The organism is Arthrobacter sp. NPDC056691 (genome assembly GCF_042791415.1).
GTDB lineage: Bacteria > Actinomycetota > Actinomycetes > Actinomycetales > Micrococcaceae > Arthrobacter.
The window spans coordinates 1-26,021 of the sequence record NZ_JBHTXX010000024.1 but is presented as its reverse complement, the minus strand read 5'-3'; the positions used below and the strand labels follow the sequence as shown (position 1 = coordinate 26,021).

The following is a 26,021-nucleotide window of genomic DNA, read 5'->3' as shown; positions in this document are numbered from 1 at the left end:
ATTCAGGAGGCCGGGCCGCTGGCGGCCGTCTCGCTTTCGGAACGGATCCAGGCATTCCAGTCCAGCGGGTGGACGGAGGGCCTGCCCAGCAGGTAGCCCTGCGCGGCAGCCATGCCGAGTTCGGTCACGGCCTGCAGTTCCTCCGGCGTCTCCACGCCCTGGGCGCCGATGACGGCACCAACGTGCCGGGCGAGTTCACCCATGGCGGCGGCCCTCAGCCGCTGGCCCGGGGAGTCCTCGATGCCCGCGATGAAACTCCGGTCCAGCTTGATGATGTCCGGGTGAAGCTCAAGGACCTGGTCCATGGACGTGAAGCCCACTTCGGCGCCGTTCACGGCGATGCGCAGCCCGCGGCGCCGCAGCGGGGCGATGGCTGGTGTCAGTGACGGGTACTGGTCGAGGGGGACCGGGCCGTTCAGGTCAATGACGATCCGGTCCATGGCCAGCTGGGAATGTTCCAGCAGTCCCGGGATCCTGGGGTCCGCGCACGTTGCCGGTGTCAGGTTCAGGGCGATGAACATGGGGTCGGGCACGGCCTGCGCCGCGGACAGGGCCCCGTGCAAGGCTGCGAGTTCAAGGTCGGTGCCCAGCCCCACGGACTCTGCCTCAGTGAACCAGTGGTCCGCGCTGGCACCGTCGTCGCTGACGAACCGGGTGAGGGCCTCGACGCCGATCACATTCCCCGCCGGAAGCCGGCGGATCGGCTGGAAAGCGGTCATGAGCATCTTGTCGGCAAGAATCGCTTCAATGCGGTTCCTGCTGCGCCGGGTGAAGGGCACCGGCTCAGGCACAGCCGCGGCCCGGGATTGCCCGACCACCACCGGGATGGCGCCGTTTTCGGCGTTGGCCAGCTCTGTGGTGGCGGTGAGGTGCTCGAGCAGCACGTGTTCGGGATTATCCGGATGGGCTTCGAGCAGGGCGCGCAGCCGGGTGCGGGTCCACTGGCTGGCCGGATCTGATTCGGCGAGCAGTTCGGTGATGATCTGGTGGGCTTGCCAGCGCACAGAAATTTCCCCCAGGTCCCCCGGCAGCGCTGCCTGGGCCCCCCAGCCCGTGGGTAGTGAGTTTGTCCGTGCGGGAAGGGAATTCTCGTCCCAAGACATCGGCTATTCCTTTATACGTACACATTCCGGCTGAGCCCGGAACCAGGCCATGTGCCATTACCCCCGCGCGAGGTACGGGCAGTAGGCCGTGGAAGAACAGTACAACGCCGGGGACCGGCTTGTCCTCCATTTTTTCGAACGGTTCCGATTCGTTACTGAAGCTGGCCGGCCCCGGGCTCCTGGCCCATATCGGGCAGGTTCCGGGCAGCCAGGTCCCTGGTGGCCGGGCCCTGGATGACCGCCCCGTCGATCGCGAAGCGGGAACCGTGGCAGGGACAGTCCCAGCTCACGTCGGCGGCGTTGAACCCCACGGTGCAGCCCAGATGGGTGCAGATCGCAGTGACAGCGCGCACCTGGCCGCCACGATCGGTGTAGACGGCCACGGGGTCGCCGTCGACGTCCACCACAGCTCCCGCACCAGGCGGTGGAAGTGCGATGCCGCGGGAAGGCGGGACGGCTGGGGTGGCCGTGCCGGCCACTGGCGGTAAGGGAATGTCCGACGCCGGCAAGCCAGACGCCGGTGCGCCCCGGCGGCTGTCGAAGACCGCCGCCCACGGGTTGGCGCGGCCGCACAACGCGTCGGCGAGCATGAGGGCCGCGGCGGTGCCGTTGGTGAGTCCCCATTTCCGCAGTCCGGTGATCACATGGACGTGCTTCGCCTCGGGCGTCAGGAGCCCCACGTAAGGCAGTCCGTCCACCGGCATTTCATCCTGCGTGGACCAGCGAAAAGCGAGGTCACCCGCGCCGAGGCGGTCGCGGGCGAAGGCAGCGAGCCGGCCATACCGCTCGGCGGGATCCCCGCCGTCGGATGCCCTGTGGCCCTCACCGCCGGTGAGCACGAAGGCCGCACCGTCCACGGCAACCGTCAGAATCGACCGCATGGGTTCGTCGGCGCCGATGAAGGTGGCATCCGTAGGTGGTCCTTCGATGCGGCTGGCGACGATGTACGAACGGTGCAGGTAGCACCGCGCGTCGAACCGGCCAGCGTCGCCGAAGGGCACATTCGTGGCCACAATGACTTCCCGTGCCCGGACAGAACCGCTCTCCGTGGTGACCAGGGCGGGGGAGCCGTCCCGGAACGACAATGCCCGGGAGTCCTCGAACACAAAGCTCCCGCCGCCGTCAACGCTGCTGGCCAGGCCCTGCAGGTACCGGATGGAATGGAACTGCGCCTGGTCATCGAAGCGCACCGCGCCCCTGACCGGAAACGGGAGCGGCACCTCGCTGGTGAACGTCGAAGGAAGCCCCAGCCGGGCGGCGCGTTCGGCTTCTGCCCGCACCAGCTCCAGGCCCGCCTCCGATTCCGCGTAGGTGTAGTTGGCAACCCGGCGGAAGCCGCAGTCGATGCCCTCCTCTGCGACGGTGCGGGCTATGTGCCCGATCGCTGCCTGGTTGGCCTGACCGTATGTGCCGGCCGTGGCGTCGCCGTGCTTGCCGGCCAGCTCCGTGTAGGCGAGGCGGTGCAGCGACGTGACCTTGCCTGTGGTGTGACCCGTGACGCCGGTGCCCACCCTGCCGGCCTCGACCACCGCCACCGTCTGCCCGGCGCGTTTGAGGGCAAGCCCTGCGGTCAGTCCCGCGATGCCGCCGCCGATGACGGCCACGTCAACCTCGACGTCGGTGTCCAGGGAGGGGTAGGTGGTGGTACCGGCCGTGGCCACCCAGAGGGATACCGGCCTGCCGGCGCTGGACCCGTTCATGACGCTGGATACCGCATGCGATCGCCTCCTGAGGCAGACCATACCCCCGCCGCCGGCGGCTGGGAATGCCCCGGCAGGGAACGCCCGTCAGGCCCTGCGCTACTCGATTCCGGCGAACAGTTCGTTCAGTTCGGCGGTCAGCTGCTTGCGCAGTGCCGGCGTGCCGATTTCGCGGCCGTCGATGTGGTTGACCGGCGCCAGGAGGCGGATGCTGGAAATCAGCCAGACGGCGTCGGCGTCGGCCAGGTCCTGGGGCTTCAGAGGGCCGTAGCCCAGTTCCCAGCCGGCGGCCTTGGCGGCGGCGAACAGGGCGCCCTGTGACGTTCCCGGGAGGATGCCGCTGTCCAGTTGCGGCGTGACGAGGCGCTTAACTGTTGTTTCGCCGTCGTTCTTCTCCACGTTAGCCAGCAGCACTGTGGACGTGGGGCCCTCCAGCACGCGGCCGTCCGAGGACGTGAAGATGACGTCGTCCGCGCCCTGCTTGTGGGCATGGCGCAGCGCGGCCATGTTCACCGCGTAGGACAGGGTCTTCGCGCCGAGCAGCAGCCACGGGGCACGCTCGGCCGCGTCGCTGTCGTAGCCGCGGTCAAGGAGGATGACGTCGATGCCGGTCTCGCGCTGGCGCCGGCCGGCCGCGGCGACGGGGGAGACCTGTACCCAGCAGGTGGGGGCGAACGCGCCCTCGATGCCGCGGGTGACGATGAGCTTGACCACGGCCTCGTCCAGTTCCGGGGAGGCTGCCGGGTTGTCGGAGCGGAACGCCGCGACGCCCGTCTCCACCGCGCGGCGCCAGTCGTCCTGTCCCGGAATCTCAAGGTCCAGCGCCTGCGCCGAGCGGGCCAGCCGGTCCAGGTGGGCCTGGATCTTCCGCGTGTGGCCTGCGACGGCGAGCATTGACTCGAAGACCCCGTCACCGCGGGTGGCGCCCAGGTCCGTGGCCATCAGCTGCGGCTTTTCGGGGTCGGCGAGCCGGCCGTTCCGATACTCCGGATCCAGGAACACCAGCACTGTGTGGGAGGTACGAGAGGTCATGCCACCAGCTTAGTGCGGCGGGTGCCCGATAGGCTGGCCTCACCGCTCCATACGGAATGGCTGTGAGGGTAAGAAATAACGGGGGTTCCAACTGTGCTGTGGCCATTTCCGCTGGCGGAAACACTGCCGGCGTGGCTGATCCTGCTGCTCAGCGGCGCGGATCTGGTCATCAGGGTCCTGGCCGTGGGCATCATCCCGGGCAACCGGCGGCCCACCACGGCCATGGCCTGGCTGCTGGGTATCTTCTTTGTGCCTGCCCTGGGCCTGATCCTGTTCCTGCTGTTTGGCAACTTCAGGCTGTCGCGCCGCCGCACCGAACAGCAGCAGCTGGTCAATGAGCGCGTCCGGGCCGGCAGCGCGGCGCTTTCCGACGTCGCCAGCGAGTATTCGGGGCCGGAATGGGTCCAGTCCGCCGCCGAACTCAACCGCCGGCTCGGGTCGATCCCGCTCGTGGACGGCAACCAGGTGGAGCTGATTCCCGGCTATCCGGACTCCATCCGCGCCATGACCGAGGCCGTGCGAAAGGCCAAGCGCTTCGTTAACGCCGAGTTCTACATCATGAGCACGGACCACGTCACGGACGACCTCCTCACGGCTCTGGAGGAGGCTGCGGACCGCGGCGTCCAGGTCCGTGTGCTCTTCGACCACATCGGAACCTTGCGCGTGAAGGGGTACAACAACCTGCTGAAGCGGCTCAAGGCCGGCAACATCCAGTGGCGGCGGATGCTGCCGCTGCTGCCCATCCACGGCCAATGGCGCCGGCCGGACCTGCGCAACCACCGCAAGATCATGGTGATCGACGGCGAAGTCGCGTTCACGGGGTCGCAGAACCTGATCGAACCCTCCTACAACAACCCCAAGCACCGCAAAGCCGGCCGGGAGTGGGTCGAACTGATGGCGTGCCTGCGGGGCCCAATCGTTCCCACGCTCAATGTCGTCTTTGCCACCGACTGGCTCAGCGAGACCGACGAGTCGCTCGAGGACCAGCTGCAGCTCTCTGCCGAGCCGTCGCCGGGCGGCGTCACGGCCCAGGTGGTACCCAGCGGCCCCGGCTTCACCACCGAGAACAACCTCCGGCTCTTCAACACACTGATCTACTCCGCGCAGCACCGGATTTCCGTCTGCAGCCCTTACTTCGTACCGGACGATTCCCTGCTCTACGCCATCACCACCGCGGCGCAGCGCGGCGTGGACGTGGAACTGTTCGTCTCCGAGAAGGGCGACCAGTTCCTGGTCCACCACGCCCAGCAGTCGTACTACGAGGCCCTGCTGCGCGCCGGCGTCCGGATCTACCTCTACAAGGCGCCGTTCGTGCTCCATGCCAAGCACTTCACCATCGACGACGAAGTGGCGGTTCTGGGCTCCAGCAACATGGACATGCGGTCCTTCTCCCTGAACCTGGAGGTCTCCGTGATGCTCCTGGGGGCCGACACCGTCAACAGCATGCGCGCCGTGGAGGACACCTACCGCGACATCTCTCACGAACTCCGGCTGGAGGACTGGATGCGCCGGCCCCTCGCGGCCAGATACGTGGACAACGTGGCCCGCCTCACGGCCACGGTCCAATAGTCCCTCATTAGAGCCGGCCAACAACCACCCCACCTATGGAGTTTTTGTCCACTTGTCGCGACTTAAAGGCCCTTTAACTCGCGACAAGTGGACAAAAACTCAGTTGGGGAAGGGGGAGCCAAGGGTGGAGAGGACGCCGTAGGCCTTGGTGCGGATCTCCTCGTACTCGTCCTGCGCCACAGAGTCGGCCGTGATGGCGCCGCCGACGCCGAGGCTTAACCGCACCTTTCCGCCTTCCCCGCCGTCCTGCACCACCAGGGTGCGGATGGCCACCGCCAGATCCGTGGCCCCGTTCAGCGAGAAGTACCCGATCGCACCGGAATAAACACCGCGCGGACCCTCCTCGAGCCTGTCGAGAATGGCCATGGTGCTGATCTTCGGCGCGCCTGTCATTGACCCTGCCGGGAAGCACGCGGCCACGGCTTCGGCCCGTGGTGACCCCGGCAGGAGAACGGCGTCGATGGTGCTCACCAGCTGGTGCACCGTGGCGTAGCTTTCGATCTCGCACAGCCGGCTGACAGTGACCGACCCCGGCTCGGCGAAGTGGCTGAGGTCGTTCCGGAGCAGGTCCACGATCATGATGTTTTCCGCCCGGTCCTTGAGGGACGTGGCCAGGTCGTGGCGGAGGGCAGCATCGGTGTCCGGGTCAGCAGCCCGGCGGCGGGTTCCCTTGATCGGCTCGGCGCGCATGCCGCCGTCGGACGCTATCCGCAGGAATCGCTCCGGCGACGTGCTGGCCACCGTGAGCCCGCCGAAGCGCAGGTAGCTGGCAAACGGCGCCGGGTTCCGCCGGCGCAGGGCAAGGTACGCGGCCCACGGGTCGAGCGCCCGCACCTCCGCTTCGAGGGTGGTGGTGAGGCACACCTCGTAGGAATTCCCCTCGGCGATCTGGTGCTGGGCATCGGCGATCTTGCGCTTGTAGCTCGCCTCGCTGTCCCGCCCGGCAAATGCCGGCGCTGCGTTATGGGCGGCCGCCGCGGCTTGGGCCGCCGGAAGTACGACGCCGTTGCTGCCGCCCGCTTCGGGTGCGGCGGTCACCGCATCGCGGGCGCGGCCGAGCCAGTCCGCGGCATCCGGCGCGTCCAGGGCAAGCAGCCACACAGTGTTGTCGGTGTGGTCCAGGACCACGCCCCGGCCGGCAAAGACCAGCGCCGCATCGGGCGTGTCCGAGCGGACGTCCCGCCCGCCGGTTTCCCGCTTCAGCTCGTAGCCGAGGTAGCCCAGCCAGCCCAGCGTGAACTCGCACGGGTAGTCCTCCGGTCCGCGCACCGCTCTTCGTCCCCATACCGTCTCCAGCCAGCGGAAGAACGGTCCGGACACATTGGCCGTGGCGCACCCGGCGGTGATCCGGGTGATCCCGGAACTGTGCAGGACAGACTGGCCGAACGTGCCGCCGTCGTCCGCCAAAATACTGAAGCGGCTGCGCGCCGCCGCGGGAGTCTCCCTGCCGGAACCGGCCGCGCCCGCCGAACGCAGGGAGGAATCCAGCCACACCGCGTTCGGGGACGTCCCGTACAGCGCCTGAAAAAGTGCGGCGGGATCGGGGCCGGCGTCGATGCGCTCAGACACCAGACGCAGGCCCCGCCGGGAAGAGAGTTCGGGAACCAGGGCGGTGGTGAGTGCGGGGAGGTAGGTGAGGGCCTGCAGGGCGTCCGCGGGGGCGGTGCCGTCCGCGCGGTTGAAGACCCGGACGTGGGCGTGCTGCGGGATGTCGTCCGCGGCCAGGAGTTCCGCCTCCTGGCCGGCCCACTGGTCCCAGAATGGCCCGTACGTCTCGCCGTCACGTGCCAGGGCGCGGCTGCGGCGCTCGCCGTCGGGGGAGTCCGCCCAGATGACGGCGTCCAGAAGCGGCCTGGCTGCGGCGGCACCAGCCCCCACGCCCTCGACGATCACGATCTCCGCGGGCAGCGTGACCCGTGGCTCGCCGTCGTTATGGTTTTTCCAGTCCCAGCTGACCCACGTGGCCGCTTCGCCGCGGCTCAGTGGCGCCAGCACCGTGGTGACGTAGCGTTCGATGCCGGCGGACAGCCCGTCCCAGCCGGGATAGATGTCCTCCAGATGGAACAGCGAGACCTTGTGGTGGTTCCGCAGCCTCGCCGCGAGCTCAATGGCCAAAGTGGTTTTCCCTGCGCCGGACCGCCCGTCAATGGCGATGATCACAGGTGCGGGGGTCATGAAATAGAGCGTACCTGCTGGCTCTCCTGAACCTGGACGTTGTGAAGCGGGCTGATCTCGGTTCCGCGGCCATGGCGCTTGCCGTTGCGGGCCCGCCGCTCATCCATCCGGACCGGGGCCGGGCCCGTGGCCGCCTCGGTGCCGGCGTCGTGCTCCCCGGCCGCGAGTGCGTCCTGCACGTAGCGGACGATGCCCGGGACGGCCGCCTGGACCTGGTCCCACACCGCCTCGAAGTCGGCATGCCCGCCGTACCAGGGGTCTTCGATGCCCTGTTCCAGCGGATCGCCGTCCTCCATGTCCGGGTCGAAACTGCGGAGCATGCGGACCCTCGACAGTGACTCGTCGTCCGGGGCAGAGGCCCGGAGCCAGCCGTAGTGGTCCACGTCCAGCGCCAATATCAGCTGGCGCTCGCTGAACCATTCGGATTGCCATTCCCGTGCGATGTGCCGGTCCGACAGAAGGTGGTGGGTGGTGAGTTTCCGTGCTGCCCGGGGGTCGATGGGGCGTCCGGCCTCGTAGGCGGTGGTGCCCGCGGAATCAACGATGACGACGTCGGCGAGCCCGGCCTCCGCGAAGGCGGCACTCAGCATCAGCTCCGCCATGGGAGAACGGCAGATGTTGCCGGTGCAGACTGTGATGACGCGGTATGGGCTCGTCGTTGAGTTCATTGCCTAAGCATGGACGATGCCAGTCCCGCTTGGCTAGTAAGGGCCCTTATTATCTGCAGGCTTCGTAAAGTTTGTGAATATTCCTGTCACAAGATTGCCACGGCGCCCGGCCAGGACTAGTGAATGAACGCCAGCAATACGCCCACTGCGACGAACAGGATGCCGAAAACCCTGTTGAGGACGGTTTGTCCGTGGGCATTGTGGGTAAAGCGCTGGAACGATTTTGCCGCCGCCGCGAAGAAGAACCACATGACGAGGACGTCGATGAGAACCACTGTTGCCGCGAGCACGGCGTACTGGGGCAGCAGCGGGTTGGTGGGCCGGATGAACTGCGGCATGAAGGCCAGGAAGAACACGATGGCCTTGGGGTTGAGCAGGTTGACCCACAGTCCCCGGCGGAACATGGACCAGGCAGGCTCGTTCCGGAGCGCGGCCACCTTCTCCTGGTCCAGGTCCGGCTTGCGCAGGAACTGCCTGATGCCCAGGTACACGAGGTAGGCCGCTCCGGCGTAGCGGATGGCGTTGAAGGCAACGGGAGAGCCGGCAACCAGGACGCCGACGCCGAGGGCCACGACGAGGACGTGCAGGATCAGGGCGGCCTGTTGCCCCAGGATGCCCCAGATGGAGCGCTTGAACCCGGCGGTCAGCGAGTTGCTCATGGTGTTGATGGCGCCCGCACCGGGCGTAAAGCTGATGAGGACGCCGGCGCCCGCGAGGGCCAGCCACAGGGAGAATTGCACCCATCAAGTTTAGTCGGTCCGGGGAGTGGGCCGTTCCGCCGGCGCGATTTGCCAAAAATGGCCGCCTGGCATGGGCATTGAGCGGCCGGTTTTGGCAATTTCGACGAGGCCGGCGCCCGGGAGTGCGTAATTGGACCCGGCGTCTAGGCCCGGGCGATGATCTCGCCGTTGGGGATGAGGAACCAGCCGTCGTCGGTGGAGCCCCAGCGGTGCCAGCCGGCCGAAATGCGCGTGAGGTCGGCCTCCTGCGCGAAGCCGTACTCGAGGGCCTGCTCCGCGAAGGCCGAATGCAGCACGCGTTCGCCCCACACCCTGGCCTGCCAGCGGCGCTGTTGCCCGGTGGCGTAGAGCCAGTTGCTGCTGGTGGGCGCCACGTCCGTGAAGCCTGCCGCCTGGGCCCACGAGACGAGCCGGCGGCCGGCATCGGGCTCGGCGCCGTTCCGGCGGGCGATCCGCTGGTAGAGCTCCATCCACTCGTCGAGCTCCGGGATGGCGGGATACCAGCTCATGCCGTGGAAATCCGCGTCGCGGACCGCAACGATGCCGCCGGGCCTGGCCACCCGCCGCATTTCCCGCAGTGCCTCGACGGGGTCGGTCAGGTGCTGCAGGACCTGGTGGGCGTGGACCACATCGAAGGTGTCGTCCTCGAAATCGAGATCGTAGATGTTGCCCGCCACGAACTCCACGTTCTCGACGCCGCGGTCGGCCGCCAGCTCGCGGGCGTGGGTGATCACGTCGGGGGAGCGGTCCAGCCCCGTCACCTTCCCGGGGGCGACCAGAAGCGCGAAGTCACAGGTGATGCTGCCCGGCCCGCACCCGACGTCGAGCACCGATACGCCCTGGGTGAGGTGGGGGATGATGAATGCGGCCGAATTCTCCGCCGTCCGCGAGGCATGGGCCCGGACCACGGACTCGTGGTGGCCGTGAGTGTAGACATCTTCCGGCTGCTGCGCGCTCATAGGGAAACGCTACTCCTTCTCCGCATCTCGGGGAGGTACCAGGAAGGTGCGTTATGGCTTGCCGGCGACCTCGTGGCTGGCCTCGACCGTGGCTGCGACCATGGCAACCATGAACCGGGCGGCTGTCTCGAGCTCCTGCGCCGTGAACCCGGCCATGGCGCTGCCCATGTGGCGGGCAAGGGGCAGGAACATGGCGGAACCGTCGCGGTACGCCTTCTCCGTCATCCGGAGCTGGACCTGCCGCCGGTCCTGGCCTTCGCGCACGCGGACCAGATGCCCGGACCCGCACAGCCGGTCGATGAGCGCCGTGGTGGCCGGGGAACTGAGGTTGAGTTCCTTCCGCAGGGTTCCCGGGGTCACGACGTCGCCACTGGCCGAGTGCCGCATGACGGCGGCAAGGGCGTTTAGGTCCGTCCGGTGCATGTCATTCCGCCCGCCGGCGGCGTCAACGTAGCGGTTGGCCTCCAGGGTGAACTCCTGAAGCAGCCGGACCAGGGGGTGCTGCGTCCCTAGGGCGGAGGGGGCAGGTCCGCCGTGTTGCTGTGGGGTGCCAGGCTTCTCGGCCACAGCCGCCTCCTCTCCTCAATGTTGCCTTCCGGAGTTTACAGCCCAGGCATCGCTGACCCCTTTGTAGGGGCTATGTATCTCTATGATGGAGATAGTTTATGCTGGAACAATCATCGATGACGGCCCGAGTGGCTGTCACGCCCAGGAGGTCTTCCCCATGATCCAGGCAGTCCGCACCTCGAGCCCACGGTTCTGGTTCCGGTGGCTCATTCCGCTGGTCCTCGTCGTCGGCTGGGTTGCCATCGCCGGGGTGGGCGGGCCCACGTTCGGCAGGCTGGATGAGGTCTCGTCCAATGACCAGGCGTCTTTCCTTCCGGCCGGGGCGGAAGCCACCGAGGCCCGGGAGTGGCAACAGAAGTTTCAGGACTCCGGCGAGGTTCCCGCCGTCGTCGTGATAGAAAGCGGTAGCGCGCTCACCCCTGCCCAACTGGGTGAGGCGGCCGCCCTGAAAACCAGGCTGGAAGGCCTGCGGCTGGGCAGCGCGGTGGTGGGGCCGGTGCCGTCCCAGGACCGGCAGGCCGTGCAGTACATCGTGTCCGTTGCCGCATCTGAGCCGGCGGGCGCCGTCGCAGAACTGCGCGACGAGGTCCGGGCGGCCGCGCCAGACGGCACGCAGACGTTCGTCACGGGACCTGCCGGGCTCGCGGCTGACCTTACGGGGGCCTTCGCCGGCATCGACGGCATCCTGCTGCTCGTGGCGCTGGCCGCGGTGTTTGTCATCCTGCTTGTGGTCTACCGGTCTGTGCTCCTGCCCTTCGCCGTGCTGCTGACGTCGGTGTTTGCGCTGTGCGCCGCCATCCTGCTGGTGTTCGGCATGGCGAAGGCGGGCTGGATCCAGCTCAACGGCCAGAGCCAGGGCATCCTCTCCATCCTGGTGATCGGCGCAGCCACCGACTACGCACTGCTCTACGTGGCCCGCTTCCGTGAGGCACTCGAGCACACGGCCAACCGCACCGCCGCCGCGCTCGCCGCCTGGCGGGCGTCCTTCGCCCCGATCCTGGCCTCTGGCGCCACGGTTGCCATCGCCCTCCTGTGCCTGCTGTTTTCCGACCTCAACTCCAACAAGGCGCTGGGCCCGGTGGCGGCTGCGGGCATCGTGTGCTCCCTTTTCGCGGCGCTCACCCTGCTCCCGGCCTTTGCGGCGCTCCTGGGGCGTGCCGCATTCTGGCCGTTCCGGCCCAGGCTGCTGCCTGAAGAAGCGCGTGAGCCGGAGCTGACCACCGGGCTGGAAGGCCAGCGTGGGCTCTGGCGTGCCGCCGGGACCCTGGTGTCCCGGCGTCCCCGCGCGGTGTGGGTGGCGTCCGTGCTCCTGCTGGCCGTGGCCTCGGCCGGAATCCTGCAGCTGAAAGCCAACGGCGTGCCGCAGACCGCCGTCATCCTCAGCGAGTCCAACGCCGTGGACGGGCAGGATGCCCTGGCACGCCATTTCGACGCCGGCAGCGGCAGCCCTGTGGTCATCGTGTCCAGCCAGGGGAACGCCGGGCAGGTCCTCGAAACGGTCAAGGCCACCGACGGCGTGGGGACCGCCTATCTCCTGGCCGAGGGCAGCGTGCCCATCACCGGAGCCCCGGGAACGCCTGCGAGCCCGGCCGTGCGCGACGGCAGGGTGCTCCTCAACGCCACCCTCGACTTCGCCGCCGATTCTGACGCTGCGGAGAATGCTGTGGCAATGATGCGGGACAGCGTGAAGCGGGTGGACCCCGGCGCCCTGGTGGGCGGCGTGACCGCCACCGCCCTGGACACCAACACCACGGCGCAGCGTGACCTCGCCACGATCATCCCGGTGGTTCTCGCCGTCATTCTGCTCATCCTCATGGTGCTGCTGCGGTCCGTGCTCGCGCCGGTCCTGCTGATTGCCTCGGTGGTTCTGTCCTATGCGGCCGCCATGGGCGTTTCCGCCATCGTGTTCAACAACATCCTTGGCTTTCCCGGAGCCGACGCCACAGTGCCCCTGTTCGGCTTCGTGTTCCTGGTGGCACTGGGTGTGGACTACAACATCTTCCTGATGAGCCGGGTCCGCGAGGAGTCGCTGAAGCACGGGACCCGGCCGGGGATTCTGCGCGGCCTCGGTGTGACCGGCGGGGTGATCACGTCCGCCGGGGTGGTCCTTGCCGCCACGTTTGCGGCCCTGGGCGTCATCCCCATCATGTTCCTGGTGCAGCTGGCCTTCATCGTGGCCTTCGGCGTGCTGCTGGACACCGTTCTGGTTCGCTCGCTCCTGGTTCCCGCACTGGCCTATGACCTGGGCCGGCGCATCTGGTGGCCGGGCAAACTCTGCCGGCAAGATGCGCCGGAAGCCAGCAGACTGGAAGGCCCCGCGGAAGTTTTCATCCGCTAGCTTCCCGCGGGCATCCCCGCCGGGGCTCGTCCCGTGTCCGGACCCGCGGCGAGCTCTGAGCGCCACCACTCCACGGTCGCCTTGGCAGCCTCGTGCAGGGGAGTCGGGAGTAGGCCCAGATGCTCTTCGCTGGCCCTCGAATCCATCACGAACGGCCGCTGGAACTGGTAGAGCATTTCGCCGAGCTCCCGCATGTCGGCGGAGAACAGCCCCAGGGTGCGCAGGACCCAGCCCGGCACCGTGTGGACCTTCCCTGGCGGTACGTCGGCAGCGGCGGCGAAGGCTTGAGCGATCTGGCGCTGCGTGAGTGGCGGGTTGGTGGGCGCGTGCAGAACCCGGTTCCACAGCCCGGGCTTCCCCGCGGCCCCGATCATGGCCGCGGCAAGATCGGGAACGTACGTGAAGGAATGCAGCTGGTCCGCGCTTCCCGCCATCTGCAGCGGCCGACGTGCGAGGACGGCGGGCACCATGCGCTCGCCGGCGTGGGCCATCCGGACACGGGGGCCGAAAAAATCGCCCGCCACCACGGATACGGTGTCCGTGGCGCTTGCCGCCCGGGCCCGCAGCAGTGCCGAGCGGACGCCGCGTTTGCCGCCGCGCGCCTCCCGCGGGCTTTGCTCCGTCATTACCTGGCCGGGCTCGCTGTACGAGTAAAGGCTTTCGGGAAAAACGACGACGGCGCCCGCCTCGCCTGCTACCGCCAGGACCGCCTGTTCGGCGCCCGGAAGCTCCCGCTCCCAGGCCGCGGCGCTGTAGGCGGAAGCGTGGACGCAGTGGAAGACCGCCGCCGCGCCCTCGAAAGCGTCCCCCAGCAGACCCGGGTTGGACACATCCGCCTTCAGCTTTTCGATCTGCGGATGGTCGGGGCCGTTGCCGGAGCGGGTGAGGACCCGGACGCGCTCGCCCCGCTCTGCCAGCTGCTCTGCCACCGTCCAGCCCACAGGGCCCGCACCGGTGACCACATAAAGACCTGACATTGACGTTCTCCTTTGCTGTTGTGACCCTGACGGCCGGCCCTTGAGAGCACTGCTCTCGAATTAAGAGTGCGGCCGGCTGGCATTAAAGTCAAGAGCACTGCTCTCAATTGTTGACACTGCTCTGATTCGTGCCATGCTGGGCGGATGCCAGCCATCTCTCCGACCGCCAGCGGGAAGTTTCGCACGCCGCGGGAACGTGCCCGGGCGCAGACCATTGCCGATATCGTCCGGCTTGGCCGGCAGCACCTGGCGCAGCATGGTGCTGCTGCCCTCTCGCTCCGCGCCGTTGCCCGCGACCTGGGCGTGGTCTCGTCAGCTGTGTACCGCTACGTCGAAAGCCGGGATGAACTCCTGACTCTCCTGCTGGTGGATGCCTATGACGAGCTTGGCGACCAGGTGGATGCCGCCGTCGGAGCCGTCGCCGACGGAGACTTCAGGGGCCGCTTCGCTGCACTGGCCCGTGCCGTCCGGGGCTGGGCGCTCCGCGAACCCGCACGCTACGCCCTCCTGTTCGGCAGTCCGGTGCCCGGTTACCAGGCGCCCGCGGAGCGGACCACCGGCCCGGGCACCCGGGTGGTGATCGGGCTGGTGGGGATTCTGGATGCGGCGTACCGGGCGGCCAGCTTTGCCGCGCCCGAAGGCAGGGCGCTGGCGCCTGCGCTGGCTGCGGACCTGCAGGCGATCCGCGCGGAGCTGCACCTGGCAGTTCCGGACGCACTCCTGGCCCGGGGCACCCTCGTGTGGACTTCCCTTTTCGGAGCCGTCAGTTTTGAAGTGTTCGGGCAGTACGGTGCCGGCACGTTTACCGCGCCGGATGAACTGTTCGAGCACCACATAGCCGTGCTGGCGGATCTCGCCGGCCTGTAGTACGTCCGGATTGGCCCCGCTGTTCACGCTGCCCCCTCCGGCCCCTGTTGCTGTCCGCGCCCGCTGAGTAGACTTCCAGTGCGCCCGGACCAGGCGCGCACAGTCCTTTCGAAGGAGTGATCAACCGATGACTGAAAACAGTGAGTCCGGCGCCGACGGAAAGGCCCATACCGGTTCCAGGAATCCGGCACTCGAGGGGGACGGTGGCCGGCTTGAGGAGGGTGGCGGCCAGTACGTGGAAGGCGATTACGGCGACGCCGGCGTGGCCGGAGGCGAGCCCGTCGCCGAGCCGGAAGGCGAATACCAGGTGGGGGACTACGGCGACGCGGGGACGGTGGCACCTGCCGCCGAGGCGGAAGAGGGCGAGTATCCGGAAGGTGACTATGGCCGGGCCGGCGCCGTTGGGCAGGAGTTGCCCGGAGACGAGGAAGGCGAATATCCCGAGGGTGACTACGGCGCTGCCGGCACGGCCCCGGAAGGCGGTGCCGCCGAAGAGTTGAAGGACGAACTGCTCGGCGGCCAGGTCAACGCGCCGCGGAATGACGACGGCGGCACCTCCCCGGGCGGCTAGGCGCAGGTTCACGCTGGGCGAAATTCGCCCGCCATTTATCGAAGAACCCCTGGTTTTACGCGGATATCCCGCGGGGCAATCGGGGGTTCTTCTCTGTTTTGGGGAGGCTCGAAGGCAAAGTTGAGTGCATCTGACTCAAGTTTGGATTGACTTAAATTCCGCGCTGAGTAAAGTTGAGTGCAGACCGCTCAAGGAAGTGGGCGACCCCAAGTTTCCACGGAAAGAAGGAAGCAACACATGTCACGTGCAGTAGGTATCGACCTCGGAACCACCAACTCCGTCGTCTCCGTTCTCGAAGGTGGCGAGCCCACCGTTATTGCCAACGCCGAGGGTGGCCGCACCACGCCGTCGGTCGTTGCGTTCTCCAAGTCCGGCGAAGTCCTGGTCGGCGAAATCGCCAAGCGCCAGGCCGTCAACAACATCGACCGCACCATCGCTTCCGTCAAGCGCCACATGGGCACCGACTGGTCCGTACCCATCGACGACAAGAAGTACACGGCCCAGGAAATCTCCGCCCGTGTCCTCATGAAGCTGAAGAACGACGCCGAGTCCTACCTTGGCGAAAAGGTCACCGACGCTGTGATCACCGTTCCGGCCTACTTCAACGACGCCGAGCGCCAGGCCACGAAGGAAGCCGGCGAGATTGCCGGCCTGAACGTCCTGCGCATCGTCAACGAGCCCACCGCGGCAGCCCTGGCCTACGGCCTGGACAAGGGCAAGGAAGACGAACTCATCCTGGTCTTCGACCTCGGTGGCGGCACGTTCGACGTCTCCCTGCTGGAAGTCGGCAAGGATGAAGACGACTTCTCCACCATCCAGGTGCGCGCCACCGCCGGTGACAACCGCCTCGGCGGCGACGACTGGGACAACCGCGTCGTTGAGTACCTGCTGAACCAGCTCAAGGTCAAGGGCATCGACCTGTCCAAGGACAAGATCGCCCTGCAGCGCCTCCGCGAAGCTGCCGAGCAGGCCAAGAAGGAACTCTCCTCCTCCACGAGCACCAACGTCTCGCTCCAGTACCTCTCCGTCACCCCGGACGGCCCGGTGCACCTGGACGAGCAGCTGACCCGCGCCAAGTTCCAGGACCTGACCAAGGATCTGCTCGAGCGCACCAAGAAGCCGTTCCACGACGTCATCAAGGAAGCGGGCATCAAGCTTTCCGACATCGACCACATCGTGCTCGTCGGCGGCTCCACCCGCATGCCCGCTGTCTCCGAACTGGTCAAGGAGCTGGCCGGAGGCAAGGAGCCCAACAAGGGCGTCAACCCGGACGAGGTTGTGGCCGTTGGCGCAGCCCTGCAGGCCGGCGTGCTGAAGGGTGAGCGCAAGGACGTTCTCCTGATCGACGTCACCCCGCTGTCCCTGGGCATCGAAACCAAGGGCGGTGTCATGACGCACCTGATCGAGCGCAACACGGCCATCCCCACCAAGCGGTCCGAGACCTTCACCACGGCTGACGACAACCAGCCGTCCGTGGCCATCCAGGTCTTCCAGGGCGAGCGCGAGTTCACCCGCGACAACAAGCCGCTGGGCACGTTCGAGCTGACCGGCATCGCGCCGGCCCCGCGCGGCGTCCCGCAGGTCGAGGTCACCTTCGACATCGACGCCAACGGCATCGTGCACGTCTCCGCGAAGGACAAGGGTACCGGCAAGGAACAGTCCATGACCATCACCGGCGGCACCGCGCTCTCCAAGGAAGACATCGACCGCATGGTCAAGGACGCCGAGGAGCACGCAGCCGAGGACAAGGCCCGCCGCGAGGCCACTGACACTCGCAACACCGCCGAGCAGCTCGCCTACTCCGTGGACAAGCTGATCGCCGACAACGCTGACAAGCTGCCGGAAGAGGTCAAGACCGAGGTCCAGGCCGACGTCGACGCCCTCAAGAAGGCCCTCGAAGGCACCGACGACGCCGCCGTCAAGACCGCGTTTGAGAAGCTTCAGGCTTCCCAGACCAAGCTCGGCGAGGCTATCTACGCCCAGGCCGGTTCCCCGGACGGAGCCACCGGCGCTGCAGGTGCTGAAGGCGCCCCCGCCGGCGACAAGACGGGTTCTTCGGATGAAGATATCGTCGACGCTGAGATCGTCGACGAAGAAGAGAAGAAGTAACCATGCCGCATCACGGTAACGAAGAAGAGCACAACTCTTCCCGCGACCAGGGCAGCAACCGCGACGAACCGGTCATCCGGGACCACCGCAAGGTGGACCCGGTAACCGGAGAAGCCCGCCACCCGCAGGGTGAGCCGGCAGCCTCCGCGGCGGATTCCGACGGCGACGCCCTCGCCCAGGCTGAGGAAATCCTCAACCAGGTCGAGGTGCCCGCCGAGGAGTCCGTGGCGCAGGGGACCGAGGCCGCCGCGGCGGCGGAGCTGAAGAACGACCTGCTCCGCCTGCAGGCCGAGTACGTCAACTACCGCAAGCGGGTCGAACGCGACCGCGCCGTGGCAGGGGAGATGGCCGTCATCGGCGTCCTGAACTCCCTGCTCCCGGTGCTGGACGACGTCGACGCCGCCCGCCAGCACGGTGACCTCGCGGACGGCCCGTTCGCCGCGATCGCCGCCAAGCTGGAGAACGCGCTGAAGACGTACGGCCTGACCCGCATCGACGAGACCGGCGTGGAGTTCGACCCGACCATCCACGAGGCCCTTATCCAGCAGCCCGGCGATGACATCGAGGTTGACACCGTCAGCCAGGTTCTCCGCTCCGGCTACAAGTCAGGTGAACGGGTCCTCCGCGCGGCCCAGGTCATCGTCGCTGTCCCGGCGTAGCATTACCCCATCGAGATGGCAGTTCGCGGCAGTGATTCGCAAGAACATTGCCGCGAACTGCCATCTCGGCACAGAGATTTGAAAGGAAACGCCATTGGCTAGCCAGGACTGGGTGGACAAGGACTTCTACAAGATCCTTGGTGTTGCCAAGGACGCTTCCGACGCCGACATCAAGAAGGCATACCGGAAGCTTGCGCGGCAGTACCACCCGGATACGAACTCCGGGGACGCTGCCGCGGAGAAGAAGTTCAAGGACATCTCCGAGGCGTACTCCGTGCTGTCCGATCCTGATGAGCGGCAGCAGTATGACGCCATCCGGGCCATGGGCGGCGGGGCACGTTTTGCGCCTCACGGTGCCGGGAGCACGGCGAACGGCGGCTTCGAGGACCTCTTCGGCGGCCTGTTCACCGGCGGCGCCGGGCGCCACTCCGGCGGGTTCAGCACCGCTGGCGGCGTTCCGCCCGAGTTCGCCGACCTGTTCGGCGGCGGCTTCGGTGGCGGCCCTGCCGGTTACCAGCGCGCACCGCAGAAGGGTGCCGACCGGTCGGCGAGCACCAGCATCTCCTTCGCCGGGTCCATCCGCGGCACCACCATTGGGCTGCGCGAACCGGACGGCGAGGTCATCGACGTCCGGGTGCCCGCGGGCATCAAGGACGGCCAGAAGGTGCGCGTCCGCGGCAAGGGCCAGTACGGCCCGGCGGGCAACGGCGACCTTCTGGTCACCGTCAATGTCAAGACCCATGACTTTTACACGCGCGACGGCGACAACCTCCGGATCCACGTTCCGGTCAGCTTCCCGGAGGCTGCTTTGGGCGCCGACATCGAGGTTCCCACGATCGACGGCGAACACGTCCGGGTCCGTGTTCCCGCCGGCACCCCGTCGGGGCGCACGCTCCGGGTCAAGGGCCGCGGCGTCAAGACATCGAAGGCCACCGGGGACCTGCTGGTGACCATCGACGTCGCCGTGCCGCAGAACCTGAGCAAGGAAGCCGAGGAGGCCGTGAAAGCATTCGCAGCGGCCACCACCGGAGCGGACGTCCGCCAGGGCCTGGCAGCCAAGGCCCGGCTTTAGGGACGGGTGCCGGCCGTGGACATCAATTTCGATCAGCCGATCTTCGTCATCTCGGTGGCCGCCGAGCTTGCCGACATGCACCCGCAGACACTCCGCCAGTACGACCGGCTGGGCATTGTCTCGCCCAGCCGGGCGCCGGGCAAGTCCCGGCGCTACTCCCAGCAGGACGTCAACCGGCTCCGCGAGGTGCAGCGGCTGTCCCACGAGGGCGTCTCGCTCGAGGGGATCAAGCGCATTCTGGAGCTCGAAAACCAGGTGGCTGCACTGCAGCGCCGGGTGAGTGAACTGACCGAGGAACTGGCCCGCCGTCGTGATCCCCTGGATTCCCGGATCTTCGCCGCCGGCACCGCCGGCGACGTGGTGAGCCTGGCGCGCGGCCAGCGCCCCCGGCCCCGTTCGCAGGCCGTAGTGGTGTGGCGGCCGCGCGGCGACAGCTAGCAAGCTGCCTCCAGCCAAGCGCCTCCGGCCAAGCGCGGATGGCCTTCCCATTGCCAGAATCGGATGCGGTGCCAAAATAGGGTGCAGCGCCGGAACGGGGTCACCAGCCGCAATGCCGCGGCCCAGGCTCCCGGGCAGAAGGGACGCAGGGCCGTGACCTACATCAAGGATTTTGACCAGCTGGGACGCAGCGATCTGGACGAGGCAGGCGGCAAGGGTGCCAACCTCGGTGAGCTGGCCCGGGCCGGTTTTCCGGTGCCGCCGGGCTTCGTGCTCACCACGGCGGCCTACCAGGACTTCGTCAACGCCAACGGGATCGCCGGCCGCATCCTTGAACTTGCCGCCCTCCCCGCCGGCGCTTCGAACAACGACTATAACGCTGCCGCCCTGCAGATCCGCGCGTTGTTCGCCGAGAGCAGGATGCCGGAGGAGATTGGCGGAGAACTCCTCGCTGCCTACGGGCGGCTGGGCAACCAGACGGCGGCCGGAGCAGGCGACGAGGCCGGAGCGGAGTCCAGCGGCGACGCAGCACGGGTGGCGGTGCGGTCCTCGGCCACGGCGGAGGACCTCGCCTCGGCCAGCTTCGCGGGCCAGCAGGACACTTACCTGAACGTCACCGGGCCGGATGCCGTGGCCGCCGCAGTCATTGACTGCTGGGCGTCGTTGTGGAACGCCCGCGCCATGGCATACCGCTCACGGAACGGCTTCGACCCGGCCGCTGTGCGCCTCGCCGTGGTGATTCAGGAGATGGTCGACGCCGGGGCCGCCGGCGTGCTGTTCACCGCCAACCCTGCTACCGGCCGCCGGGACCAGTCGGTGATCAGCGCCGCCTGGGGGCTGGGCGAGTCCGTGGTCAGCGGGGCCGTTTCCACGGACGACGTCGTGGTGGATGCTGCGACGGGGCGCGTGGAGCAGCGCCGGACGGCGGACAAAGACGTGATGACGGTCTATGGCCGAACCGGCACTACTGAGCAGCCTGTTGCCGAAGAGAAACGCCGGGCGCCCGTGCTCGGCGATGATGCGGCGGCCGCGCTGGCCCGCCAGGGAGCGGCCATAGCGAAGCACTTCGGGGTGCCCCAGGACATAGAGTGGGCGCAGGCCGCAGGGGAATTCTTCATCCTGCAGGCACGTCCGATCACCGCACTGCCCGAGCCTTCGGCCGACGCACCGACGGAATGGCCGCTGCCCTATCCGGACGGGATGTACTTCCGTGCCAGCATCGTCGAGCAGCTGCCGGACCCGTTGTCGCCCCTGTTCGCCGACCTCATCGACGGCTCGGTGACCCGGTCCCTGAAAGCCCTGCTGGCCGAGGCGGTCGGAAGCAGTAACGTGGTGCGGCCAGGGGACGTGTCGCTTCCCACCGTCAACGGCTACGCGTACTACTACTACAGCAACGCCGGAATGCGGCGGGTGATGGGCAAGTCGCTGACGGCGATGCGCGCACTGGCCCGGGGCAAGGCCCATATGGGAATCAAGGGCTGGCGCGAACATTCGCACCCCAGGTACCGCGGGCTTGTGAAGTTCTGGGCGGCCAAACCGCCGGCGGACCGTCCGGCCCCCGAGCTGCTGGACGGCATTTCCGCGCTGCTGGACGCCGGGGCCGCGTACTACACAGCGGTGCAGTCCATCATTCCGATCGCCGCCACCAGCGAGATCATGCTCCGGGGCTACTACGACAAGCTCGTCCGCGGGCCCGGCGACCCGTCCGCGGAGGTCTTCCTCCTCGGCTACGACAGCGAGCCCATCCGCGCGGAGAAATCCCTGTATGACCTTGCGGTGTGGACCCGCGAGAGGCCGCAGCTCGCCGCCGCCGTCACGGAAGGATCAGCGGCCGCCATCGCCGAGGGTCTCCGCAGCGGCACGCCTCCGGCAGGCGTGTACGGGAGCGGGGACGGGGTTGCGGGCGTGGATCCGGAACAGTGGGACCAGTGGCGTTCCCGCCTCCAGCGGCACCTGGACCGCTACGGGCACGCCGTCTACAACCTTGATTTCGTTAATCCTGTGCCGGCCGATGACCCGTCGGCACTGCTGGAGACCCTGAGGTACTTCGTGCGGGGCCAGGGCAAGGATCCGCACCAGCGCCAGCAGTTGTCAGCCGACCGGCGGGAGGAACAGGCCCGGCTGATCAGCGCCAGACTGGGGCCGCGCCGTCGACCGGTTTTCCGCAGGCTGCTGCGGTGGGCGCAGAAAGCGGCGCCTGTGCGCGAGGACGCACTGGCCGACGTCGGCCTGGCCTGGCCACTGATGCGCCGGATGCTGCTGGAACTGGGGGAGCGGCTCACGGCTTCGGGCGTCATCGCCGCACCCTCCGACATCTTCTGGCTTCGCCTCGATGAACTCCGCAATGCCATCGACTTCGGGCTGGCAACGCCCGGCGCGGCCATCACCGGCACGGACCGGCCGGTGCGGGCAGAAGCCGTTGAACAGCGCAAGATGCTGTGGCGGGGCCAGCGAAAAGCCGCGGCCCCGCAGCTGCTGCCCGAGAGCCGGTGGATGGAACGCGCGTTCGGCAGCATGATGCCCGCGCGTACGCGGCAGCAGGCCGGAGATGTCATTACCGGCGTCGGCGCGAGCTCCGGACAGGTGACCGCACCGGCCAGGCTGCTGCACGGCCCCGACGACTTCGCCAGCATGCGTCCCGGCGAGGTGCTCGTGGCACGCATGACCACCCCCGCGTGGACACCGCTGTTTGCGATGGCATCGGCGGTGGTCACGGACGTAGGCGGCCCGCTGAGCCACAGCTCGATTGTCGCCCGTGAGTACGGCATTCCCGCCGTTCTGGGAACGGGCGTGGCCACCCAGCGGGTCACCTGCGGACAGCAGATTAAGGTCGACGGCGACGCCGGAACCGTCACGCTCGACGGTTCCCGTGCTCCCTAAAGTCCAGGGTCACTGCCGCCACGGGCAGCTGACGCGGGGCCGGGGCCCTCGGAGGCGGTGGGCGACCGGCGGTAGTGGCAGCGTTGCAGGCTACCACGGCTGATTTGTGGGGAACGCGCACGAGCGTACGGTTGCGGCCCTGGTCTGCGGTACTGCAGGTAAGAATGTCAGTGCCCCGGATCAGAATGGGTTTATGGAAGCTTTCGGGGGACGCACCGCACACCGGGCCGCAGGGCCGGGTGCCGGCGTGTTGGCTTCTGTGACAGGGAACGACGGCGATGGCTTGCTCAGCCGGGGGTCCTCCGCTGGCGCGGTTAAGAATGTCAGTGCCCCCTCTCATACTGTGGGTATGGATAACGGCACGGCTGCTGCGGAGGTGTTGGAGGCTATTGGTGCCTCTGCCTTGGCGTTGGCCGCCGAGCTCCGGAGGGCCGCTGGCGCGGCTGTTCTTGATCCTGCCCCGGCGGGCGCTGATCCGTTGCCGCATCACGTTGACCCGCTTGGGGAGCAGGCGGCTGCGTTCCTGGACGGCCTGACCGGGGTGGCCGGGATGGAGGCCCGGCTTGCGGCGGTGAAGGTGCAGTTTGCCGCCGGTTACGCCACGGCGGATGCGGCGATGGCAGGACCTGGTGAAAGCCCGCAGGACGTTGCCGTGCGGCAGATGTCCGTGACGGCGGAGGTGGCCGGTGCGCTGACCATCAGCGAGGGTGCGGCGGCACGGTTGCTGGTTGAATCGGGCATGCTGAGCACGGAGTTGCCGCTGACACTGGGAGCTTTGCGGACGGGGAGCATTTCCTGGCAGCACGCCCGGGTCATGTGCGACGAAACCGACGGGCTGTCAGCCGAAGCCGCAGCAGCTCTGGAGGCGCACTTCCTGGACGCGGATGCTCCCAACCGGGCGCGGGGTTGCCCGGCGGGGGAGCTGACCCCGGCGAGGTTCCGCGCCAAGGCACGGTATTGGCGGGAACGGCATCATCAGGACAGCATCGAAACCCGGCACCGCAACAGTGCGAAGGGCCGGCGCCTGGAGTATCAGCCGGCCCGGGACGGCATGGCCTGGCTCTCGGCGTTCCTGCCCGCGGACCAGGCCGCCGGGATCTGGAACCGCTCCACCGCCGCCGCACGCGCAGCCCACGGCCCGACCGAGACCCGGACCCTGAGCCAGCTCCGGGCCGATGTCTTCTCCACCGGCATGCTCGGTCCCGTTTCGGGGATTGATGGCACGGGAGCAGCATTCTTCGCCGGCCCAGTGCCGGCAGGTGTTGGGCCCGCAAGTCTTAGGGCCGCAAGTCTTGGGGCCGCAAGTCTTAGGGCCGCAGGTCTTGGGGCCGCAGGTCTTGGGGCCGCGGGGGACGGGCCCGCTGCTGATGGGACGGCTCGTGGTGTGCCGGTGGGTGATGTGCCGTCCCCGAAGGCGCAGGTCCTGGTCACGGTTCCGGTTTTTTCGCTGCTCGGACTGACCGAGGAACCGGCCACACTGGACGGGTATGGGCCCATTCCCGCCAGCATGGCCCGCCGGCTCGTCGCCGACGGTGCAACCTCGTTCCTGCGCGTCCTGACCGATCCGCGGGACGGGGCTCCGCTGGAGATCGGACGCACCAGCTACCGGCTCACCAAGCCGATGCGTCAATGGCTGCGGCTCCGCGATGCGCGGTGCACGTTCCCGGGCTGCAACAACCACTCCCTGGACAACGACGCCGACCACATCCTGGCCTGGGCAGCCGGCGGCACCACCGGCGTCGCCAATCTTGGCCAGCCCTGCCCCAAACATCACCGCCTGAAACACACCACAGCATGGAGACCGGTCGGCGCCACCCGCGAGAGCCCGCCCGGCTGGATCTCACCCGCCGGACGGTCCTACCCCACCGAATACCAGGACTGGGAACCACCCCACTGGCCAGACAGCCTCGAACCCGACAGCCTCGACCCGGACAGCCTCGAACGAGGCAACTTCGACCTCGACAGACCCGAGAACCTCGGCCCACCCCTGCCCTTGGATCCCTTGCACGACTGGTCTCCACCAAGCGCTGCATGAGGGCGTGTCTTTCGTATTCCGACGCGCCCAACCGCAGTTTCGGCTGCCTCCGGGGCTAGAGTCCCAGGCAGTCAGCTTCCTACGGCGTGAGCACCCTGATCGGGGAGCCGTCCAGCCATGCCGTGACGTCCTCGAATGCGCCGCCGAAGAATGCCCGGTAACTCTCCTGTGTGACGTAGCCCAGATGGGGCGTCAGGAGTGTCCGGGGCGCGGCCAGCAAAGCGTGCCCTGCCGGAAGCGGTTCCTCGTCGAACACGTCAATGGCCACACCGCGGATCCACCCCTCCTGCAGGGCTGAGACGAGAGCCGTTTGGTCGACGAGGGGGCCGCGGGCGGTGTTGACGAGGACGCCCTCCGGGCCGAGAAGCTGCAGTTCCCGTTCGCCAACCGTCCCCTCCGAGCGCGGCGACAGGCGGAGGTGCAGCGAGACGACGTCGGACTCCGTGAAGAGTTCTTCCTTGCTGACCCTGCGGGCGCCGGCCGCTGCGGCCGTTTCCTCCGTCAGGTTCTGGCTCCAGGCCAGTACGTCCATCCCGAAGGCGCGGCCGTAGGCGGCCATGCGCTTCCCGATCTTTCCGAGGCCAACGATTCCGAGCGTCTTGCCGGCGAGCTCGAACCCGATGCCGTGTTGCCAGCGCCCGGCCCGCAGGGACGTCTCTTCCGCGGTCAGGTTCCGGGCGAAAGCCAGCAGCAAGGCCCATGTCAGTTCCGGCGCGGCTGTGGGCGAGCCGCCCGTTCCGCACACTACAACGCCGTGCTCGGCTGCCGCTTCCAGATCGATGGCAGCATTGGCGGCGCCGGTGGTCACGAGCAGTTTCAGCTGCGGCAGCTGCCCGATGACGCTGCGGGGAAACGGCGTGCGCTCCCGCATGGCGATGACGATGTCAAAGTCCGCGAGGGCCGCTGCGGTTTCGGCCTCCGAGCCAAAATGCCCGCCGAACACCGTGACGGCGACGCCTCGCTCTGCCAGGGAGCTCCACGGGGCGAAGTCCTCCGCGACTCCCTGGTAGTCGTCCAGGATGGCTAGCCGGTACTGGTTCATGGCTTTACGGTATCGGACGGTTGCCGCGGCCAGCGCCGGTCGGCAATTGTCAGGACCGGCGGGCCCAGCGGGTCTGGCCGTCCCGGCCGGGAATCCGGGTGCCGCCCGGGCCGGTGATGGTCCTCCGGGCGCGCCGGAAGACCATCACGCCGTCGTTCTGCAGAAACAGCGCGCGTCCCCGGCCGCCGTCCTGGATAAGCCAGATGACGCTGCCGTCCGGAGCCCGCATGTCGATGCAGCCTGCGGCGACGGCGCACCCGTTGCGGCGGATCTCCACCTCGTCAGCGGGGGAGAGCGTTGCCCAGTTGGTTACGGGTTGGCGGGCCGGCCATGGTGAACGGGCCCGGAGATCGGGGGCGCAAACGGTCATGAGTGATGTCCTTCCAAAATGCCTCGGGTCAAAATGCCGCGGGCCGGTGTCCGGAAAATGCCGCGGGGCCGGTTCCAGAACCCCACCGGGCCCGACCCCCCCCCCCCCCGGGGGGAGTGGGGGCGAGAGGGCGGCCCCGCCACGGGGCGC

20 protein-coding genes and 1 pseudogene are annotated in these 26,021 nt (G+C 68.0%); 10 read left to right on the top strand and 11 right to left on the bottom strand.

What is annotated here, in order from left to right:
- Positions 1–2 precede the first annotated feature (2 nt).
- From ACFRAU_RS17600 to ACFRAU_RS17590, 3 genes are all read right to left on the bottom strand, one after another.
- Positions 3–1,004, bottom strand: a complete 1,002-nt coding sequence (locus tag ACFRAU_RS17600; RefSeq protein ID WP_378000885.1) for an EAL domain-containing protein — start codon at positions 1,002–1,004, stop codon at positions 3–5.
- 251 nt (positions 1,005–1,255) lie between these two features.
- Positions 1,256–2,803 (bottom strand): FAD-dependent oxidoreductase, encoded by a 1,548-nt coding sequence (locus ACFRAU_RS17595; protein WP_378000884.1) that lies wholly within the window; start codon positions 2,801–2,803, stop codon positions 1,256–1,258.
- Between the two features lie 99 nt (positions 2,804–2,902).
- On the bottom strand, positions 2,903–3,835 hold the full coding sequence (locus ACFRAU_RS17590; RefSeq protein WP_378000883.1) for an aminodeoxychorismate lyase: 933 nt from the start codon (positions 3,833–3,835) through the stop codon (positions 2,903–2,905).
- Between the two features lie 93 nt (positions 3,836–3,928).
- Here ACFRAU_RS17590 and cls point away from each other — a divergent pair, with 93 nt between their 5' ends.
- Positions 3,929–5,404, top strand: coding sequence for a cardiolipin synthase (gene cls / locus ACFRAU_RS17585; protein ID WP_378000882.1), 1,476 nt, complete (start codon positions 3,929–3,931; stop codon positions 5,402–5,404).
- 99 nt (positions 5,405–5,503) lie between these two features.
- Here cls and pabB read toward each other — a convergent pair whose 3' ends face one another.
- The 5 genes and pseudogenes from pabB to ACFRAU_RS17560 form a co-directional block, all read right to left on the bottom strand.
- The gene (gene pabB / locus ACFRAU_RS17580; protein ID WP_378000881.1) at positions 5,504–7,579 is read right to left on the bottom strand and encodes an aminodeoxychorismate synthase component I; all 2,076 of its coding nucleotides are present in this window, start codon (positions 7,577–7,579) and stop codon (positions 5,504–5,506) included.
- 134 nt (positions 7,580–7,713) lie between these two features.
- Positions 7,714–8,247: pseudogene (locus ACFRAU_RS17575) on the bottom strand (low molecular weight protein-tyrosine-phosphatase); the annotation flags it as partial.
- A 116-nt stretch (positions 8,248–8,363) separates the two neighbouring features.
- On the bottom strand, positions 8,364–8,987 hold the full coding sequence (locus tag ACFRAU_RS17570; protein ID WP_378000880.1) for a LysE family transporter: 624 nt from the start codon (positions 8,985–8,987) through the stop codon (positions 8,364–8,366).
- 143 nt (positions 8,988–9,130) lie between these two features.
- Positions 9,131–9,946 (bottom strand): methyltransferase domain-containing protein, encoded by an 816-nt coding sequence (locus ACFRAU_RS17565; RefSeq protein ID WP_377994753.1) that lies wholly within the window; start codon positions 9,944–9,946, stop codon positions 9,131–9,133.
- Positions 9,947–9,997: 51 nt separating this feature from the next.
- Positions 9,998–10,513 (bottom strand): MarR family winged helix-turn-helix transcriptional regulator, encoded by a 516-nt coding sequence (locus tag ACFRAU_RS17560; RefSeq protein ID WP_378000879.1) that lies wholly within the window; start codon positions 10,511–10,513, stop codon positions 9,998–10,000.
- A gap of 157 nt (positions 10,514–10,670) precedes the next feature.
- Here ACFRAU_RS17560 and ACFRAU_RS17555 point away from each other — a divergent pair, with 157 nt between their 5' ends.
- Positions 10,671–12,851, top strand: a complete 2,181-nt coding sequence (locus ACFRAU_RS17555) for an MMPL family transporter (RefSeq protein WP_378000878.1) — start codon at positions 10,671–10,673, stop codon at positions 12,849–12,851.
- Here ACFRAU_RS17555 and ACFRAU_RS17550 read toward each other — a convergent pair.
- Positions 12,848–13,828 (bottom strand): NAD-dependent epimerase/dehydratase family protein, encoded by a 981-nt coding sequence (locus tag ACFRAU_RS17550; RefSeq protein ID WP_378000877.1) that lies wholly within the window; start codon positions 13,826–13,828, stop codon positions 12,848–12,850. The two genes, ACFRAU_RS17555 and ACFRAU_RS17550, sit on opposite strands and share 4 nt — an antisense overlap.
- A 144-nt stretch (positions 13,829–13,972) precedes the next feature.
- Between ACFRAU_RS17550 and ACFRAU_RS17545 the strand changes: the two genes are divergently transcribed.
- The 8 genes from ACFRAU_RS17545 to ACFRAU_RS17510 all read left to right on the top strand — a co-directional run bounded on the left by ACFRAU_RS17545 (position 13,973) and on the right by ACFRAU_RS17510 (position 24,459).
- Positions 13,973–14,695, top strand: coding sequence for a TetR/AcrR family transcriptional regulator (locus ACFRAU_RS17545; RefSeq protein WP_378000876.1), 723 nt, complete (start codon positions 13,973–13,975; stop codon positions 14,693–14,695).
- Positions 14,696–14,822: 127 nt separating this feature from the next.
- Entirely contained in the window at positions 14,823–15,266 is a 444-nt protein-coding gene (locus ACFRAU_RS17540) for a hypothetical protein (protein WP_377994757.1), read from the top strand.
- 237 nt (positions 15,267–15,503) lie between these two features.
- A complete protein-coding gene (gene dnaK, locus ACFRAU_RS17535) occupies positions 15,504–17,375 on the top strand; it encodes a molecular chaperone DnaK (protein ID WP_378000875.1) in 1,872 nt (623 codons plus the stop codon).
- Positions 17,376–17,377: 2 nt separating this feature from the next.
- Positions 17,378–18,034, top strand: coding sequence for a nucleotide exchange factor GrpE (locus tag ACFRAU_RS17530; RefSeq protein WP_377994759.1), 657 nt, complete (start codon positions 17,378–17,380; stop codon positions 18,032–18,034).
- A gap of 94 nt (positions 18,035–18,128) precedes the next feature.
- On the top strand, positions 18,129–19,106 hold the full coding sequence (locus ACFRAU_RS17525) for a DnaJ C-terminal domain-containing protein (protein ID WP_377994760.1): 978 nt from the start codon (positions 18,129–18,131) through the stop codon (positions 19,104–19,106).
- Positions 19,107–19,121: 15 nt separating this feature from the next.
- Entirely contained in the window at positions 19,122–19,544 is a 423-nt protein-coding gene (locus tag ACFRAU_RS17520) for a heat shock protein transcriptional repressor HspR (protein WP_377994761.1), read from the top strand.
- 153 nt (positions 19,545–19,697) lie between these two features.
- Positions 19,698–22,424 (top strand): PEP/pyruvate-binding domain-containing protein, encoded by a 2,727-nt coding sequence (locus ACFRAU_RS17515; RefSeq protein WP_378000874.1) that lies wholly within the window; start codon positions 19,698–19,700, stop codon positions 22,422–22,424.
- A gap of 349 nt (positions 22,425–22,773) precedes the next feature.
- On the top strand, positions 22,774–24,459 hold the full coding sequence (locus tag ACFRAU_RS17510; protein WP_378000873.1) for a DUF222 domain-containing protein: 1,686 nt from the start codon (positions 22,774–22,776) through the stop codon (positions 24,457–24,459).
- Positions 24,460–24,538: 79 nt separating this feature from the next.
- Here the strand turns inward: ACFRAU_RS17510 and ACFRAU_RS17505 are convergent, their stop codons facing one another.
- Both ACFRAU_RS17505 and ACFRAU_RS17500 read right to left on the bottom strand, forming a co-directional pair.
- The gene (locus tag ACFRAU_RS17505) at positions 24,539–25,501 is read right to left on the bottom strand and encodes a D-2-hydroxyacid dehydrogenase family protein (protein WP_378000872.1); all 963 of its coding nucleotides are present in this window, start codon (positions 25,499–25,501) and stop codon (positions 24,539–24,541) included.
- Between the two features lie 49 nt (positions 25,502–25,550).
- Positions 25,551–25,871 carry a hypothetical protein gene (locus ACFRAU_RS17500; RefSeq protein ID WP_377994765.1) on the bottom strand — a complete coding sequence of 107 codons (321 nt, stop codon included), beginning with the start codon at positions 25,869–25,871 and terminating at the stop codon, positions 25,551–25,553.
- Positions 25,872–26,021 lie beyond the last annotated feature (150 nt).

Excerpts from the sequence above, each read along its gene's own strand:
- ACFRAU_RS17590 (WP_378000883.1), bottom strand. The coding sequence starts at position 3,835 with ATGACCTCTCGTACCTCCCACACAGTGCTGGTGTTCCTGGATCCGGAG.
- ACFRAU_RS17555 (WP_378000878.1), top strand. The coding sequence starts at position 10,671 with ATGATCCAGGCAGTCCGCACCTCGAGCCCACGGTTCTGGTTCCGGTGG.
- pabB (WP_378000881.1), bottom strand. The coding sequence starts at position 7,579 with ATGACCCCCGCACCTGTGATCATCGCCATTGACGGGCGGTCCGGCGCA.
- ACFRAU_RS17530 (WP_377994759.1), top strand. The coding sequence starts at position 17,378 with ATGCCGCATCACGGTAACGAAGAAGAGCACAACTCTTCCCGCGACCAG.
- ACFRAU_RS17550 (WP_378000877.1), bottom strand. The coding sequence starts at position 13,828 with ATGTCAGGTCTTTATGTGGTCACCGGTGCGGGCCCTGTGGGCTGGACG.
- ACFRAU_RS17505 (WP_378000872.1), bottom strand. The coding sequence starts at position 25,501 with ATGAACCAGTACCGGCTAGCCATCCTGGACGACTACCAGGGAGTCGCG.
- ACFRAU_RS17545 (WP_378000876.1), top strand. The coding sequence starts at position 13,973 with ATGCCAGCCATCTCTCCGACCGCCAGCGGGAAGTTTCGCACGCCGCGG.
- ACFRAU_RS17540 (WP_377994757.1), top strand. The coding sequence starts at position 14,823 with ATGACTGAAAACAGTGAGTCCGGCGCCGACGGAAAGGCCCATACCGGT.
- ACFRAU_RS17510 (WP_378000873.1), top strand. The coding sequence starts at position 22,774 with ATGGATAACGGCACGGCTGCTGCGGAGGTGTTGGAGGCTATTGGTGCC.
- dnaK (WP_378000875.1), top strand. The coding sequence starts at position 15,504 with ATGTCACGTGCAGTAGGTATCGACCTCGGAACCACCAACTCCGTCGTC.
- ACFRAU_RS17500 (WP_377994765.1), bottom strand. The coding sequence starts at position 25,871 with ATGACCGTTTGCGCCCCCGATCTCCGGGCCCGTTCACCATGGCCGGCC.
- ACFRAU_RS17565 (WP_377994753.1), bottom strand. The coding sequence starts at position 9,946 with ATGAGCGCGCAGCAGCCGGAAGATGTCTACACTCACGGCCACCACGAG.
- ACFRAU_RS17595 (WP_378000884.1), bottom strand. The coding sequence starts at position 2,803 with ATGAACGGGTCCAGCGCCGGCAGGCCGGTATCCCTCTGGGTGGCCACG.